A 15,953-nucleotide genomic window follows, 5' to 3' on the forward strand; every position below is an offset into this window, starting at 1 on the left:
ACAGTACCTTAAAATAAAAAAACTTTTTATGACTCTTTTCTAGCATTTGGAAGGATGACAGTAAAGCAAGTCCCCACTCCTTTTTCACTGTCAACTTCAACCTTTCCATCGTGATTATCTAAAATCTTTGCCACAATAGATAACCCGAGACCACTGCCGCGACCGCTTCTAAATGGATCAATTTTATAAAAGCGTTTAAATATATGTCTCAATTCATCTTGTTCCATTCCTATTCCTGTGTCTTTTATCGTTATAATAGCTCTTTCTCCTCTTTCTATTAAACCTATAGAAATACTCTCTCCCTCACCTGTATAGCGAATAGCATTCGTTAAAAGGTTAACCCAAACCTGCTCTAAAAGTTCCTGGTTTGCCATAATAGAAACAGATTGACAGTCTATATTAATTACTTGTTTTTTCCTAGTCCATTGAGGACCAAGAGAAATCACCACTCTCCTTAATTGCTCATCCAAGGAATATCTCTCTTTCTTCACGTTCTTTCCATCCGTATCCATCACCGATAGCTTCAACAAGTTCTCACTTAGTGAGGATAAACGCTGACTTTCCTTCTCAATTACAGATAAATAATGAACTTGATCCTCTTTACTAGATACCACACCATTCTTTAAAGCCTTTGCAAATCCTTGAATAGATGTTAATGGAGATTGAATTTCATGAGAAACATCTGATACAAACCTTTGACGCATCTCATCTACTTTCCCTAATTCTTCAACCATGTAATTAAAGTTTGAAATCAAATCACCCATTTCATCCTTTCGTTTAATCTTTAATGAAATATTGAAATTTCCTTCTGATACTTTTTGAGTTGCACCGGTTAAATCATGAATCGGTCTGACTAAATATCTTGATAAAAAATAAAAAATGATATTCCCTACAATAAAGATCGTAAAGAAAATAATGATCATTAGATCTTTAAAGCTTCCAACCACCTTGCTGAAATTTGGACGTAAAAATAAAGCATAGTTCATACCTGCAACTTGAAAGGGAATCCCAAGCACTCTAGGTCTTTCTTCTTCTAAAGTAAAACCATTTCCCTGTAACACATGTTGTACTTGTTGATCTTTTATAAACCAAGTGCTTCCGTTCGTCCTTACAATTTCCTCTGATTCATCAAATAAAATCGCTTGATAATTAAAATTATCCAATTTGCTTATGTAAACCTCTATTTTACCTTCAGGGCTGACTTCATATAAGTGAATAATGACTTCAGATAACTCTTCCATTTCTTCATGTAAATCTGAATAGGTACTCTGTTCAAATAAGGGAATGGCGATTAGAAAAGCCAAAATAAGGCTACTCAATGCAGCGAATAAAAAAGTAATGATGAACTGGGTATGAATATTTTTCAATCTTCTTCTACCTCTAATCGATAACCTAAGCCTCTAATCGTTTTAATTTGAACTTTGCTTGTTAAAGGCCTCAATTTTTCTCTAATTCTCTTTATATGAACATCGACCGTTCGTTCATCTCCTTCATAATCATGCCCCCATATTTGTTCAATAAGTTGAGTTCGAGTATATATTTGATTTGGATAGCTTGCTAACTTAAAAAGCAATTCGAACTCCTTCATTGGTAACAAAAGTCTCTCTTCCTTGTTGATAATTAGTTCCATTGTATTTGAGTCCAGTTCTATATTATCAATCGTCAATTTTCGTGAGGTTTGTATTCTATACCTTCTTAAAACTGCTTTTACTCTCATGACTAATTCCATCGGATCAAAAGGCTTGACTATATAATCATCTACCCCTTGTTCAAACCCTTTAATCTTATCTTGTGTTTGACTTTTTGCAGTTACCATAATAACAGGGATTTCATAATATGTTCTTATTTCTTTGCACAGTTCGTATCCATCAAGATTTGGCATCATAATATCGATAACGGCCAAGTTTATACACTTTGTTTCCACAATGGTTAAAGCTTCTTTGCCATCCTTTGCTTTAAATACACGTAATCCAATGTTCTCCATATATAAAGAAACTAAATCTAATATATGTTGATCGTCATCTGCTACTAAAATATTAATCATTCATTATCACCTTATTAAAATGACTTCCTTTTTATTAAACAATGAGTGACTAAAAAAAGCAAAAATCCACGAAGAACGGCCTTCGTGGAAGGGAGAAATGCGAAAGCTACCTTTTAGAATAGATTGGCTGAACTTACTACTATTTTTTTATAAAAACTAAGCATGAATTCTCTTTATCTTTCATCGACCTTATCTCAAACAAGCTTTACATTCATTTGCACAATGCATACACATTTGTGCACACATTTGCGATTCTGGATCTGGATATTTCGCACACTCACAAGCACAAGCTTCACAAATTTGAGCACAAGCTCTTAAAATCACTTGACAACAAGGACTATTTCTAGCTACAAACTTAGCTGCAACCCCACAAATATCTCCGCAATCCATAAGTAATTGGATTTGACACGCACGACAAGCACTATCATTCATATACAGTAAGCAAGTAAGGGTATGCTCACACATCGCTTCACAATTTTGCAATGTTTGGAGTAATGGGTGTTGACATCCATACTGATATGGGCTCACTTCTTGGGGCATGTTAGGCATATTTGCTTCTGCTCCTGCTACATTCGCCATATTATTTGTTGCTGCTCCTGCTACATTCGACATATTATTTGTCGTTGCTCCTGCTACATTAGTAGCATTATTATAACCATAAGGCATTGTATTATTTCGTTGATGGTACATTTTACTTCCTCCTCATTATTGTTTCACAGAAGTAGAATATGTACCGGGCGATTGTCCTGTGCAAAAAGTTGACGATAGAAACCTTATTTGGGCTCTATCATTTCATCAGGGTTAACATAACGGTCAAACTCTTTCTCTGTTAAAATGTTTAACGTTATAGCAGACTCTTTTAAGGAGATTTTATGATCATATGCATGCTTTGCTATTTTTGCTGCTTTCTCGTATCCAATATAAGGATTTAATGCAGTAACAAGCATTAAAGAACGATGAAGATTCTCATCAATTTTATCCTTATTCAATTCCAGCCCTTGTAAACATTTTTCATCAAATGAGACGATTGCATCCGTTAATAGTCGAATGGATTGCAATAAATTATAAATAATGACAGGCTTAAAGACGTTTAGCTGGAAATTACCTTGACTTGCTGCAAAACCAATCGTCGCATCATTTCCCATTACTTGAGCAGCAACCATCGTTACAGCTTCACATTGGGTCGGATTCACTTTCCCTGGCATAATGGAGCTCCCGGGTTCATTGGCAGGAATTAATTGTTCCCCTATACCTGAACGAGGACCACTTGCTGACCACCTAACATCATTTGCAATTTTCATTAAATCTGCAGCTAGCCCTTTTAATGCCCCATGAACCGTAACAATATCATCATGACTCGTCAACGCATGAAATTTATTTTCAGACGAACGAAACTTTTGCCCTGTTCGCTTGGTTATTTCTTCAACAACAAGCTCTCCGAAGTTCGGTACTGTATTAATACCAGTTCCAACAGCTGTACCGCCTATAGCTAAATCTCTAATATAATCCACAGTAGTGTGAAGCATTTGTTCTGACTTCTCTAGCATATGAACCCAGCCACTAATTTCCTGACCAACGGAAAGAGGGGTTGCATCTTGTAGGTGTGTACGTCCAATTTTTATAACCATATCAAATTTAGATTGTTTCTCTTGTAACGTTTGCTTTATTTGTTTTATAGCAGGGACCAACTTATGGTGAATTTGTAATACAGCTGCAATATGCATAGCCGTGGGAAACGTGTCGTTTGAGCTCTGACCCATATTCACATCATCATTAGGGTGAATAAATTCTCCGTCCTCCTCCAACAATTCGGTTGCTCGATAAGAAATAACCTCGTTTACATTCATATTTGTTTGAGTTCCACTTCCTGTTTGCCAAACAGCTAAAGGAAAGTGTTCGTCCAACCTTCCTGTCGTTATTTCATCACAGACTTTAATGATTGCATCAGCTTTGTTCTCCTCTAACTTTCCTAATCTCTTATGTATGACAGATGCAGCTCTTTTAACTTCAGCAAAGGCGTAAATAACTTCTATGGGCATTTTTTCAATCCCAATGGCAAAATTATTCAAACTACGCTCCGTTTGAGCACGCCAATATTTATTTGCTTGCACATTCACTTCACCCATGGTGTCTTTTTCTATTCGAAAGTCCATCATCATTCCTCCAATAAAAGGTTCTTCATATTACCCTTCAACAAAAGGGGAAAAGAATCCTTTTTAGTAAGATGACCACCTATATAAAAAGGTTGCTCTTTAAGTGAACATTCATACTTAAAGAGCAACCTTAATTTAATTTGATGCTGACCTTTTATTAATTTTATAAAGTAATACAAGATGAGAAAGGACTACTTTTGAAACCGCATAGGATGGAATGACAAAAATAATACCGACAATCCCCATTAATTTTCCAGATGTTAAAATTAAGACGATAATCGTTAAAGGGTGTATTTTTAAAGTCTTCCCCATAATTTGCGGCGAGATGATATTCCCTTCAATTTGTTGGGCAATGACCATAATAATAGCAACATAAACCGCCATAATTGGATCTTGTAATAAAGCCACTAAAAAAGCTGGAATGACAGCGATATAAGGACCTAAAAACGGAATGACATTCGTAAACATACCAAACATCGCTAAAACAAGGGAATAGTCTAATCCAATGATCCAATATCCAATAAAAAGTAAAGTCCCTACAAACACACTGACAAGAACTTGTCCTTGAATATACGCTGCAATCGTATTGTCCATATCTTTAAGGACTTTTAACACACCAGATCGATTACTCTTAGGAAAGAATTTTGCGACATTAGGGGCAAAACCTTCCCCATCCTTTAACATGTAAAACAATATAAACGGGACAAGTACAAGGTAAAACAGGGTATTGACAAAACCTCCGATAAAGCCAAAAACGCTAAGAACGCCACTTGTGATATCCCCAAGGTTTTCTGTTAATTGATTTTCTAATTCTTGACTAGAAGTTAAAATAGCATCTTGTACGAAATCAGGGAATAAATCACGATTTTCTTGCGCATATTCCACAGTTTCTGTCATCACCGTGACCATTTTCGGTAAGTTATCAACCAACGTTTCAAGCTGGTCATTAATAACTGGGGCGACAAGGCGAATCACAATATAAAAAAACAAAACAATGGAAAGATAGGCAGCTAATATAGATAACCATTTCGGCACTTTTTTTTCCACTAACCATCTAGTAAGTGGGCGACAAAGATAAAACAGAATTCCCGATACGACAAACGGTAAAAAAATGGTTTTGAATAGGACAAAAACCGGTGTAAATAAGTAAGCCGTCTTTTCTAATAGAAAGGCTATCAATAATATTAAGATGATTCCAATCATCGTTTTAAACCAACGTTTTTCACTCAAATGCATTTTATTTCCTCACAATTCTATATAAGTACTTCTATTATCAATGATACAGCAAAACATAGCAATAGTGTCCATCTACTGGAGCGGACACTATTTTTATTCTTTCTTTACCAATTCAATCCTGATTATGTTATTCGTATTAATAATGAGTCCATTAATTTCTAACCATTTTTGGTTGTTTAATAAGTACTGTTGGATGCCTTCTTCAACTTCAATTAACTGTTGTGAGCCATCAACATAGTAAAATCGATAGGCATTGATCATGTAAAATCTCCCCTTTAGTCTTAGCATTCGACATAAGGAGACATTATCCTTCTCTACTTCGAATTAGGAGAGCTCAAATGCTCATGAATCAGTTTCCAATGATCCTTCTCTTTCGTAAACACATTTGTTGCTCTCCCAGCACCCGAGCAATATCGCCCATCAATTCATCCTTGCAGCTATCATTTTTGGAAATCAACAACAAAACCAGATATGTACAAACTTTCTTTCAATGGCTTCATCTTATATCTGTAAAAAGGTATATAGAGATTGATCTACTAGTGAAGGAAAAAGACTCTGCACAGTCGAATAAACTCATATAGATAACTTTCAGAATATTTTTGAAAAGAGGTCAAAGAATGGACTTTTCTACTTATAGTAAATTATTCGACGGCAAAGAAAAACCACTGGCTTATGTTGATATGGATCTACTAGACCAAAACATTGCCGACATTTTAGCAACGACCAACAACAAAAACATTCGTATCGGCAGTAAATCTATCCGTTCCTTACCTTTAATAAAATATATTTTAACCAAGCATTCTAGATTCAATGGTGTTTTTTGTTTCACCCCTTCTGAAGCCGTTTTTTTATCAGAAAATGGAGTAGACAACATTTTGATAGGTTATCCAACTGTAAATAAATTAGAAATCAAAAGAGTTATAAAACAAATTAAATCTGGAAAAGAGATTATTTTCATGATTGATGATATTAAACAGGTGATGCTAATTGAGGAATCTGGCAAAGCACACAATGTCCATGTTCCTATTTGCATAGATATTGATATGTCATTACGTTTGCCCTTCATCCGCTTTGGAGTTTATCGTTCATCTACCTCTTCCATACAACAGTTGGAAGAAGCTTTAAGAACGATAAAGCAATTAAAAAATGTAAAACTTATAGGAATGATGGGCTATGAAGCACAAATTGCAGGGATTCCCGATTACTCAGAAAAACAAAGGTTACAAAGTTTTCTCATTAGACAGCTAAAAAAAGCTTCGCTAAAAAAAGTTAAGAACTTAAGAAAAGAGTGTTTAAAAACGATACATTCCAATGGATTTTCTTTATCTTTTGTAAACGGGGGAGGAACGGGAAGTCGCCATTCTACAAGTGATGAAGCGTCTATTACTGAAGTAACCATTGGCGCTGGCTTTTTACAACCTTCTCTTTTTGATGGTTTTTCACAAACAACATTAAAGCCTGCCTTAGGATTCATATTAGAAGTGAGTCGTCATCCTAGTAAACATGTTTATACGTGTCTTGGTGGAGGGTATGTTGGGTCTGGCTCTACTGGGAATGAGAAACTACCTAAAATATCCCATCCGCTCAAAGCAAAATATTTAAGTTTTGAAGGAGCGGGTGAGGTACAGACTCCCATTTTCTATAAAGGTAATTTGCAAATAGGAGATGATGTTTTTTTTAGACCTAGTAAAAGCGGTGAACTTTGTGAACGTTTCTCAACCATTTATGGTGTATCAGATGGGAATGTAACGCATACTTTTAATACATATAGGGGGGATGGACAATGCTTTCTATAGAGAGCGAAAAAAATACGAAACAATGGATGAATTGGTCAGAGCAAGTGAAATTCACACCGGAACACATTTTATATCCTGGAACAATTGAAGAAGTACAAACCATTGTAAAGGAATGTGTACTCAAAGAGAAAAAGATAAGAGTGATTGGTTCAGGTCATTCCTTTTCTCCACTGATCGAAACGAAACAAACCTTAATCTCACTAGACCATCTTCAAGGAGTGGGGCAAATTGATACGGGAGAAAATACGATAGAAGTACTAGCTGGAACAAAACTATACCGACTAGGTGAGTTATTACATGAGTTAGGGTACGCAATGGAAAATATGGGGGACATTGACCAACAATCCATTGCAGGTGCCATTAGTACAGGTACACATGGGACAGGAGTACCTTTAAAAATATTGCTTCACAAGTGACTGAAATCACCTTCGTTTCTGGTGAAGGGGAAATCGTAACGGTTTCTAAACAAAAAGATGGAGAACTTTTTAATGCAGCAATTATTTCATTAGGGCTTTTAGGCATTATCGTCAAGCTTAAACTACACGTACTTCCATCCTATAAACTACATTTTAAATCTTACAAAATACCGCTCACGGATTGCTTACAACAAATAGAAAAGCTTAAACAAAATCGCCATTTTGAATTTTACTTTTTTTCCTTATACCTCTAATGTGCAGGTTAAAATTGCGAACATCACAGATGAACCTGTATCAAAAAACCCCTTATCGCAAAAGCTAAAGGAACAATACATTGAAAACGGACTATTCTCTCTTTTATCTAAAGCAAGTCGAAAACAACCTAAACTCGCTAAAAATGTTAGCAAACTATCTGCCGCCGGTATTCCTCTTTCAGAAAAAGTCGATTACAGTCATAAAGTGTTTGTCACTACTCGAAATGTGAAGTTTTGTGAGATGGAGTATTGTGTCCCTGCCTCGAATACAAAGAAGATTACATTAGAAATACAAGAACGTATTATAAAAGAACAGTTCGCTGTCCACTTTCCAATTGAGTATCGCTTTGTAAAAGGAGATGATGCTTGGTTAAGTCCTTCTTACAAAAGAGATTCTTTATATGTAGCGGTGCATATGTATAAAGGAATGGATTTTGACCATTACTTTCATGTCATGAATGAGATTTTTGAAAAGTACGAAGGGAGACCGCATTGGGGAAAACAAAGTTATTTACCTGTAGAAAAATACCCTAGTCTTTATAGGGAATTGAATAACTTTAAAAAAATTCGAATGCATTTTGATCCTCACAATTTATTTGTAAATGACTATTTATCATTCTTTTTAAAGTAGTTTTAGCTAAAAAACTAGGCTGACTCATCTGAAGTCTGACTCCTTTTATTACTAAAAATAAAAGAGCTAGATGAATCAGCCTACATTATTATGAAATAGCCGCTTCTAACGCTACTTTAATCATATCGTTAAATGTTGTTTGACGCTCCTCGGAAGTTGTTTCTTCACCAGTTAGAATATGGTCACTAACCGTAAGGATTGATAATGCTTTTCGATCATATTTAGCCGCTAATGTATAAAGAGCCGTTGTTTCCATCTCAACTGCTAAAATGCCGTATTTTGCCCATTTCTCTAACTCAGCGTTATCATTATAAAATTGGTCAGCAGTAAATACACTTCCTACTTTAAGCTCAAGTCCTGCATCTGTACCTTTATCATACGCTTTTTTCAATAAATCAAAGTTAGCTGTTGGTGCATAATCAACTCCACCAAAAGTCAAGCGATTCATTTGTGAATCTGTTGAAGAAGTCATGGCTAAGATTACGTCGCGAACTTTAACATCTTTTTGTAGTGCACCACAAGTACCTACACGAATTAAGTTTTGCACACCATAGCTTTGCATTAATTCATTAATATAAATAGAGATCGATGGCACGCCCATACCTGTTCCTTGAACAGAAATACGATGTCCTTTATACGTACCAGTGAAACCCAACATTCCACGAACTTCATTATAGCATTTTACATCTTCTAAAAAGGTTTCTGCAATATATTTAGCACGTAACGGGTCTCCAGGTAATAGGATCGTTTCTGCAATCTCATTTTCTTTTGCACCAATATGTACACTCATCTGTCTATTCCTCCAAGTCATAGTATAGTAACGTTTTCAACCTTACTATACCACACTTAATATCCCCATCAAAGTTTCATAAATAAAAATTTGTGTATAAGTGAACAAGGATATATTTCCCTCCGTTAATGGACATAAAAGACCTCAGACAATGCCGAGGTCTTCATCAAATTATTCTTTTCTAAACGGCCACCAATTGGCTTTTCCGAATAACTTCACCATCACAGGGACGAAGAACGGTAAGATTACTAATGCATAAAGCATTAATCCTGTTATAACAATCGTTGCAATTTGCATAAGGGATAAAATATTCGCGGCATACATGGCAGCAAAGGTCCCACCTAGAATTAAGGCAGCTGAGATTATCACCGTTCCCATGTTTGTCATTGCTTTTAAAATCCCTTCTTGAATCGGCAAATCTCCGTATTCTTTAAAGCGATACATTAAAAAGATACTATAATCGATCCCCAAAGCTAACAGCAAAACAAAACCATAGAATGGTACCGCCCAATTGATTCCGCTATAACCTAACAAATCAACAAATATGAATTCACTGAAGCCTAAGGAGGTGTAATAACATAAAACTAACCCTAATATTAAATAAATGGGTGCAACTATGGAACGCAACATAATGACTAATACAATAAACAAGCCTGTAAAAATAAAAATTGATGTACGTTGAAAGTCGGACTTAGACACTTTCCCAAGATCAGCAAAAATGGAAGAGTTGCCTCCAATTCCATACTCCGCTCCTTCTAAAGCTGTACCTCTCATTCCATCTTCCACAATCTCATCGATTTCAGCCATCAAATCTAAGGCTTCTTTAGAAAAAGGATTAATCGATAAAACAACATCCATTGTTACCGTTTTACGATCACTTGAATAGTAACCATCAATCAGCTCTTGGAATTTTTCAGTCCCTAATGCTTCTTCCGGTATATAAAGATCTTCACTGTTATCAGCTAATGAACTTAAATAAACTTGAGCATCCGTTAAACCAGTGGATATTTCACTTAAACCTTCCGAACCTTTTTGCAACCCTTCCTCTAATTCTTTTGCTTGTTGTTGAGATTCAGATAACTGGTCTTCCAAACCACTTTTAAACTGACTTTGACCTGATTCTAGGTTAGATAATCCATCACCAACTTTAGATGTACCAGAGGGAAGCTGACCTTGATTGCTTTCTATTGTCTCAAAGCCTTCAAGAAGCTGGTAGTAACCTACTTGAAATTTATTTAACCCTTCCGCTAGATTTTTTACTCCAGTTTCTAATTGTTTATACTTTTCCTGTGATTCTACATACTTCTGTTTTAATTCAGCTATTTTATCATTAAATTTTTTCAATTCATCATTATGTTTTTGATAAATATTGTTTAATTCATTATATACATCTTGCAATTCAGGATAGTTCTGTGAAAGCTGCTCTAATTCAGTTAATTTTGTTTCAAAGCTTTGATTAAGATTTTGAAATTGGGTAGCAAAAGGAGATATATCCTCAATAATATTAGTTAAATTAGATTGGTAATTTTCTAAAGTATCCGATATTTGAAGTATTCCTTCTTCTAATTTGTTACTCCTTTAACCAGCTCATCTAGGCTTTCACCTGCTTCTTCCATTTCAAATGTAACAGTTTCCAAACCGCCATTAAGTTTTACAATGTTATCTTCTAACTCTTGAACACCCTTTTGAAGGTCATTCGTCCCTGAAATGAGTCGGTCAATCTCATCTATCCCTTCATTTCCAGAAGACGATTCCGCAATTTGTTGACTCGTTTCATCTAAACCTTGACCGATTTCATCTACTCCATTTACTGCTTGATCCAATCCCTCATTTAATTCTTCAAGTTGACTCGCTACTTGAAACTCCTCTAGCGTTTCTCCTAGAGGCCTCGTGACACTTCGAACCGATTCAACTTCATCCAGTTTTTCAATAGTAGAAGCGATGTTCTCCAACGCTATCATGTGAGCATCTGTATCCATGGCTTCATTCTTTTGAAGAATGATATTAGTTGGTAACGATTCTCCTGGTCCAAAAGCCTCTTCCACTATGTTAAAACCTTTGACAGAATCGTATTCATCACCTATCTCTGCTAATGCATCATAAGAACGAAGATTTCCATTTGTCACTAAAAACGGTAAGGTCACTAAAGCCACAATTAAGAGGGACCATATAGGACGAGTAAGGGAAAAAGTCCCTAACTTCTTCCACAAGCGACTCTCATTATGTTCAAGTGACCCTCTCACAGGCCAAAAAAGCTTCTTATTTAAAACAGCCATAAAAAATGGCATGACAGTGAATAGCGCAATAAGTAATACTGTAATGCTTACTGCATTCGCTACTGACGAACGGTACAAATTAAATTCTGAAAAACCTACGGCTACAAAACCAACTAATACAGCAAGCCCACTATACAATACTGTTTTACCAGCCGTTTGGTACGTCCGAATAATAGCTCCTGTTACCGTTTGTTCATCATTCGCTAGCTCCTCCTTAAATCTACTCAATAAAAGAATGCTATAGTCGGTACCAATACCAAAGAGAATCGAGACCATAAAATTTTGGGTAAAGGTCGATATAGGAAAATTAACACCGTCAACTAAAAATGCAACAACACCATGAGCAGTTAAATAACTGAAAATAACCGTAACAAGAGGAATAAACGGAGTCACAATTGAACGGAAAACGATCAATAAGATAAGAATGATGATAGCAATTGTAATTCCTTCTGTTTTCTGAACTCCTTCTTGAGCACTCGTAATATTATCATCATCAATAAACGGACTTCCGGTATAATAATAATCGACAGAGTCAACAATTTTCAGTTCAGAATTCAATATTTCCCGAACGTCTTTTACCTCTCGTTCATTAAACTGTGCACTGAGCGGAACGATTAATGTTGTATGATCTTCACTTAATAATCTCTCCTCAAGATCTGGATAATCAAAAACACTAATGATATCGGAGAACTGATAGTCTTCTTGATTTTCTTGTATATGATTAAGAGCTGTTTCCATTTGTGATAAATCCTGATCTGAAAACGAATCTTCATCATGAAAGACAATAACAAAGTTCCGATAGCCTTCTTCTCCTTCATTCAAATCTTCATATAATTCAGCCGCTTTTGAAGAGAGATAACCTTCTGGAACTTCAAGTTGCCCTTTCTCTCGTATTAAATCACCAAAGTCGGGTTTCGTAATGGTTAAAATAGCAATCATTGCGATCCAGAAACCTAAAACAAACCATTTCCCTTTAAGTATTACCTTTAAAAACTGTTGCACGAACTAACCTCCTTGTATAGTTGATAGAAATAGCCTATTCACATAACTTATGTCAGTATTAACCACTCATGCATAGGCGTTTTACTTATTTTATATTAAAAAGAAAATATGAACTGAGTATGAACAATACAGACACTAAAGAAAACCGTTTAAACAAAGTCAAATTAAAAACCCCTGACTCATTTGAATTCAGGGATTCGATTAAATTTCACATGTTTATAATAGTTTTCTTTTTGCTAATACCACTCCATCCCCGTCACAATATATATATTCGCCAGGCGTCCAAGTTACTCCACCAAAATGTAGAGAAATTCCGACCTGTCCCTCTCCTTTTTTCTTACTTTTTAACGGATTGGTTGCGATTGCTAAGATTCCAACATCAATATGCTCGAGCTCTGCAGAATCACGGACACACCCATTGATAATGATGCCAGAAATTTTTCGATCGAATGCAATCGTTGCTAAACGATCTCCTAAAAGCGCACATTTAGTAGAAGCTTGACCATCTACAACGAGCACGGAACCTTCTTCTATTTTCTCTAATTGATCCACTACTAATACATTATCCTCAAACACTTTCACTGTCGCTATTTTTCCATAGAAACTCCTTTTTTCACCAAAAGACTTGAAAATTGGTTCAGCAATTTGTAATTCTTCCGAAAATTGATCACATAAATCTGCGGTTGCAAACATCTTAAACTCCCCTTTCAAAATGTACGTTAAATTTATTCAATAAAAAGAAGGGAATTTCCTGCAAAAAAAGAACACCTACCGAATTGGTAGATGCTCTTCAATAATTAAACTTATTTCCAAGATTTCTCTAAATCATCACTAATAACCATTTTACCACCATAAATGTAAATGTCTTTCATTCCAATAAACTCAACTGTTTCTTTCACAGCTTTGTCCGATTGAGCAAGAAGGATCGGCATATCTTTTCTATAAGCTAGAGTTCCACCGCCTAAAGCATCTGGGAACTTCATACCATTGGAAACTGCAACTGCTTCAGACTCATTGAAATATGATTTAGCGATCTCTAAACTTGTGAAGTAACGATCTTCACCCCATTTTCGATCTACTTCAATTTTCATACCTTCAAGTTCTTTAGCAATTTCTTTTCCTACTACTGCTTCTCCACCAACAATCGTTACTTTTTTCACTTTATGTTCTTCTAAGTAGTTCTTAACATCATCATTCAATTCATGTTTTTCATCTGTCAATAAGATCGGCATTTTATGTTTTGCTTCAGCCGGAGTGACACTTAGAGCATCTGCAAAGCTATATCCATAAGCAAGGAATACTTCCTCAGAATCTTTGTTAGCTGCTTCAGCAATCTCCATCGCCGTATGAATACGAGTCTCACCAGCTAAACGCTCTACATCGCAATCTTTATCAAAGAAATTCTCTATTGATTTTGGTACAGCCTTTTCTCCACCTAAGATGTAGACTTTACCACCATCTTGTAATAAACGAGCAACTTCTTTTTCTGCGTTCTTAAGAACTTTTTCATCTTCATTAACCAAAACCATTGCACCTTCATGAGTACTATTTAATACCCCACCAGCTAGCGCATCTGGATAGTTTTCACCAGAAGAAATAATAATATTCTTGGCACTATCATCTTCTAATTCTTGTAACATATCAATGTTTGTTTCATAACGATCTTCACCAGCTAAACGAGTAACTTGACGATCACTTTGCTCACCGTCTTCGCCGCCCATATTCTCTAATAGTTCAAAGATATTTTTAGCATTGTCAGTGTTGTCGATAAAGCCGGCAAAACGTTCTTTTTCAGGACCAAAAGCGTATACAGGTACTTCTTCTCCTGTATGACCACCTGTTGTCCATCCAGCATATGTTGCTGTGTTAAAGATGTCCTCAATTGCATTATCTACAGCTACAAAATGATCATACGCATCATATTCTTCTTTACCATCACTTTCCTTAGTTGTATATAAAGAAGGGTCATTCACATCTTTCACTTGTTGAATCTGATCAGTAGTAACTTTAAGAAAATCTGAATCAATGTGTTCATTTAATACTTCCTCTACGTCTTCTCCAGAAACTATTTGTTCTGCCATATAATCAGGCGTTTTCTTCGCTGCTTTAATTGGATCTACAAAGAAGTTGTATTCTCCATCTGCACCAATCGTGAATCCACCTGTTGAATGGTCTGCTGTAACAACGACTAATGTTTCTTCGTCTTCTTTCGCAAATTCCATTACTTCTTTAAACGCATTCTCAAAGTCTTGCATTTCACTCATGGCTGCTACAACATCATTATCATGTCCAGCCCAATCGATCTGACTTCCTTCTACCATTAAGAAAAAGCCATTCTCATTTTTACTTAATCTATCAATCGCTGCCCCTGTCATATCTTGTAAAGAAGGAAGCGTATCTTCACGATCAATCATTTTAGGCATTCCTTTTTCAGCAAATAAACCTAAAATTTGATCACTTTCATCATTCATTAACTCTTCTTTATTTGTTACGTAACTGTAACCTTCTTTTTCAAATTCACCTGTTATGTCTCGGATATTTATTTCTTTCTTTTTGTCTTCTTCATCTAACTCTTTATTTTCTTCAACTATTTTATCGGCTTCTTTTTTTCTTCCTTCTTCAGTGAAATAAGTTGTTCCACCACCTAGTAGCACATCTACTTTTGGTTTTCCATTAATTCTATCATCAATAAAATCTTCAGCAATTTCATAATAATTTTTTCTACTCTCATCGTGAGTTGCATAAGAAGCTGGAGTTGCATGATTGATTTCTGAAGTTGCAACTAAACCAGTTGACATATTTTTTTCTTTCGCTTCTTCTAATACAGTTTTAATTACTGTTTTTCCATCTTTTTCTACAGCAATTGCACCGTTATATGTTTTGACTCCGCCTGACATCGCTGTCGCAGCTGAAGCTGAATCTGTTACATTTTGATGATCATCATCTGCATATGTTGTTTGCATACCGACTAAATATGGGTCAAATGCCGTTTTTTCATATTCAACTGTGTCTGGGTTATCATTCATATAACGAAGACCTGTCATATAAGGGACACCCATTCCATCACCAATCATAAAGATGATGTTTTTAACTTTAGAATTTGATTCTGCCTTTACCTCTACTGGCTTATTCCCAAAGCCACTTAAAGCCATCGCACCAACAAGTGCTGTAGAAAGAACGATTTTTCCTGTCTTTTTAAGCATAATTCATCCTCCTTTGTTTTTGTCCACAAAAAAAATTGTAACATAGATTTCTAAATTACCTGTAAATATACTATTAAACTAGTGTAAATAATTGAAAAAAAAAGGCGAATTAACAAGAATTTTATCAATAAAAAGACTTGATTATTTGTAAG

The 15,953-nt window shown here is 35.5% G+C and carries 14 protein-coding genes and 1 pseudogene; 3 read left to right on the forward strand and 12 right to left on the reverse strand.

Features of this window, described 5'->3' with window-relative positions; genetic code table 11:
- Nucleotides 1-26: 26 nt before the first annotated feature.
- The 7 genes and pseudogenes from LC087_RS10570 to LC087_RS10600 form a co-directional block, all read right to left on the reverse strand.
- The gene (locus tag LC087_RS10570) at nt 27-1,367 is read right to left on the reverse strand and encodes a sensor histidine kinase (RefSeq protein ID WP_226541125.1); all 1,341 of its coding nucleotides are present in this window, start codon (nt 1,365-1,367) and stop codon (nt 27-29) included.
- Nucleotides 1,364-2,044: a response regulator transcription factor gene (locus LC087_RS10575; protein ID WP_226541126.1), complete on the reverse strand. Its 681-nt coding sequence runs from the start codon at nt 2,042-2,044 to the stop codon at nt 1,364-1,366. Before LC087_RS10575 ends, LC087_RS10570 begins: the two co-directional genes overlap by 4 nt.
- A gap of 189 nt (nt 2,045-2,233) precedes the next feature.
- A complete protein-coding gene (locus LC087_RS10580; protein WP_226541130.1) occupies nt 2,234-2,734 on the reverse strand; it encodes a four-helix bundle copper-binding protein in 501 nt (166 codons plus the stop codon).
- Between the two features lie 83 nt (nt 2,735-2,817).
- Nucleotides 2,818-4,197 (reverse strand): class II fumarate hydratase, encoded by a 1,380-nt coding sequence (gene fumC / locus LC087_RS10585; RefSeq protein ID WP_226541132.1) that lies wholly within the window; start codon nt 4,195-4,197, stop codon nt 2,818-2,820.
- A gap of 135 nt (nt 4,198-4,332) precedes the next feature.
- Nucleotides 4,333-5,433 carry an AI-2E family transporter gene (locus LC087_RS10590; protein ID WP_226541134.1) on the reverse strand — a complete coding sequence of 367 codons (1,101 nt, stop codon included), beginning with the start codon at nt 5,431-5,433 and terminating at the stop codon, nt 4,333-4,335.
- Nucleotides 5,434-5,526: 93 nt separating this feature from the next.
- Nucleotides 5,527-5,694: a hypothetical protein gene (locus tag LC087_RS10595; RefSeq protein ID WP_226541136.1), complete on the reverse strand. Its 168-nt coding sequence runs from the start codon at nt 5,692-5,694 to the stop codon at nt 5,527-5,529.
- Between the two features lie 53 nt (nt 5,695-5,747).
- Nucleotides 5,748-5,837: pseudogene (locus LC087_RS10600) on the reverse strand (nuclear transport factor 2 family protein); the annotation flags it as partial.
- Between the two features lie 213 nt (nt 5,838-6,050).
- On the opposite strand from LC087_RS10600, the gene LC087_RS10605 reads away from it, so the two are divergent.
- The 3 genes from LC087_RS10605 (at nt 6,051) to LC087_RS10615 (ending at nt 8,530) form a co-directional block, all read left to right on the forward strand.
- Complete coding sequence (locus tag LC087_RS10605; RefSeq protein WP_226541138.1) at nt 6,051-7,229, forward strand: alanine racemase; 1,179 nt, start codon at nt 6,051-6,053, stop codon at nt 7,227-7,229.
- A complete protein-coding gene (locus LC087_RS10610) occupies nt 7,217-7,645 on the forward strand; it encodes an FAD-binding protein (protein WP_306019548.1) in 429 nt (142 codons plus the stop codon). The genes LC087_RS10605 and LC087_RS10610 overlap by 13 nt, the downstream gene beginning before the upstream one ends.
- A gap of 222 nt (nt 7,646-7,867) precedes the next feature.
- The gene (locus LC087_RS10615; protein WP_306019549.1) at nt 7,868-8,530 is read left to right on the forward strand and encodes a D-arabinono-1,4-lactone oxidase; all 663 of its coding nucleotides are present in this window, start codon (nt 7,868-7,870) and stop codon (nt 8,528-8,530) included.
- Between the two features lie 88 nt (nt 8,531-8,618).
- Here LC087_RS10615 and deoD read toward each other — a convergent pair whose 3' ends face one another.
- From deoD to LC087_RS19705, 5 genes are all read right to left on the reverse strand, one after another.
- Complete coding sequence (gene deoD, locus LC087_RS10620; protein ID WP_226541140.1) at nt 8,619-9,320, reverse strand: purine-nucleoside phosphorylase; 702 nt, start codon at nt 9,318-9,320, stop codon at nt 8,619-8,621.
- A 171-nt stretch (nt 9,321-9,491) separates the two neighbouring features.
- Nucleotides 9,492-10,718, reverse strand: coding sequence for an MMPL family transporter (locus tag LC087_RS10625; protein WP_306019550.1), 1,227 nt, complete (start codon nt 10,716-10,718; stop codon nt 9,492-9,494).
- 164 nt (nt 10,719-10,882) lie between these two features.
- Complete coding sequence (locus LC087_RS10630; RefSeq protein WP_306019551.1) at nt 10,883-12,598, reverse strand: MMPL family transporter; 1,716 nt, start codon at nt 12,596-12,598, stop codon at nt 10,883-10,885.
- Between the two features lie 216 nt (nt 12,599-12,814).
- Complete coding sequence (rraA, locus tag LC087_RS10635) at nt 12,815-13,291, reverse strand: ribonuclease E activity regulator RraA (RefSeq protein ID WP_226541142.1); 477 nt, start codon at nt 13,289-13,291, stop codon at nt 12,815-12,817.
- A 110-nt stretch (nt 13,292-13,401) separates the two neighbouring features.
- Nucleotides 13,402-15,801 carry an alkaline phosphatase gene (locus tag LC087_RS19705; protein WP_371932585.1) on the reverse strand — a complete coding sequence of 800 codons (2,400 nt, stop codon included), beginning with the start codon at nt 15,799-15,801 and terminating at the stop codon, nt 13,402-13,404.
- Nucleotides 15,802-15,953 lie beyond the last annotated feature (152 nt).

Source organism: Bacillus carboniphilus, from assembly GCF_020524035.2.
Taxonomy (GTDB): domain Bacteria; phylum Bacillota; class Bacilli; order Bacillales; family JAIVKR01; genus Bacillus_CC.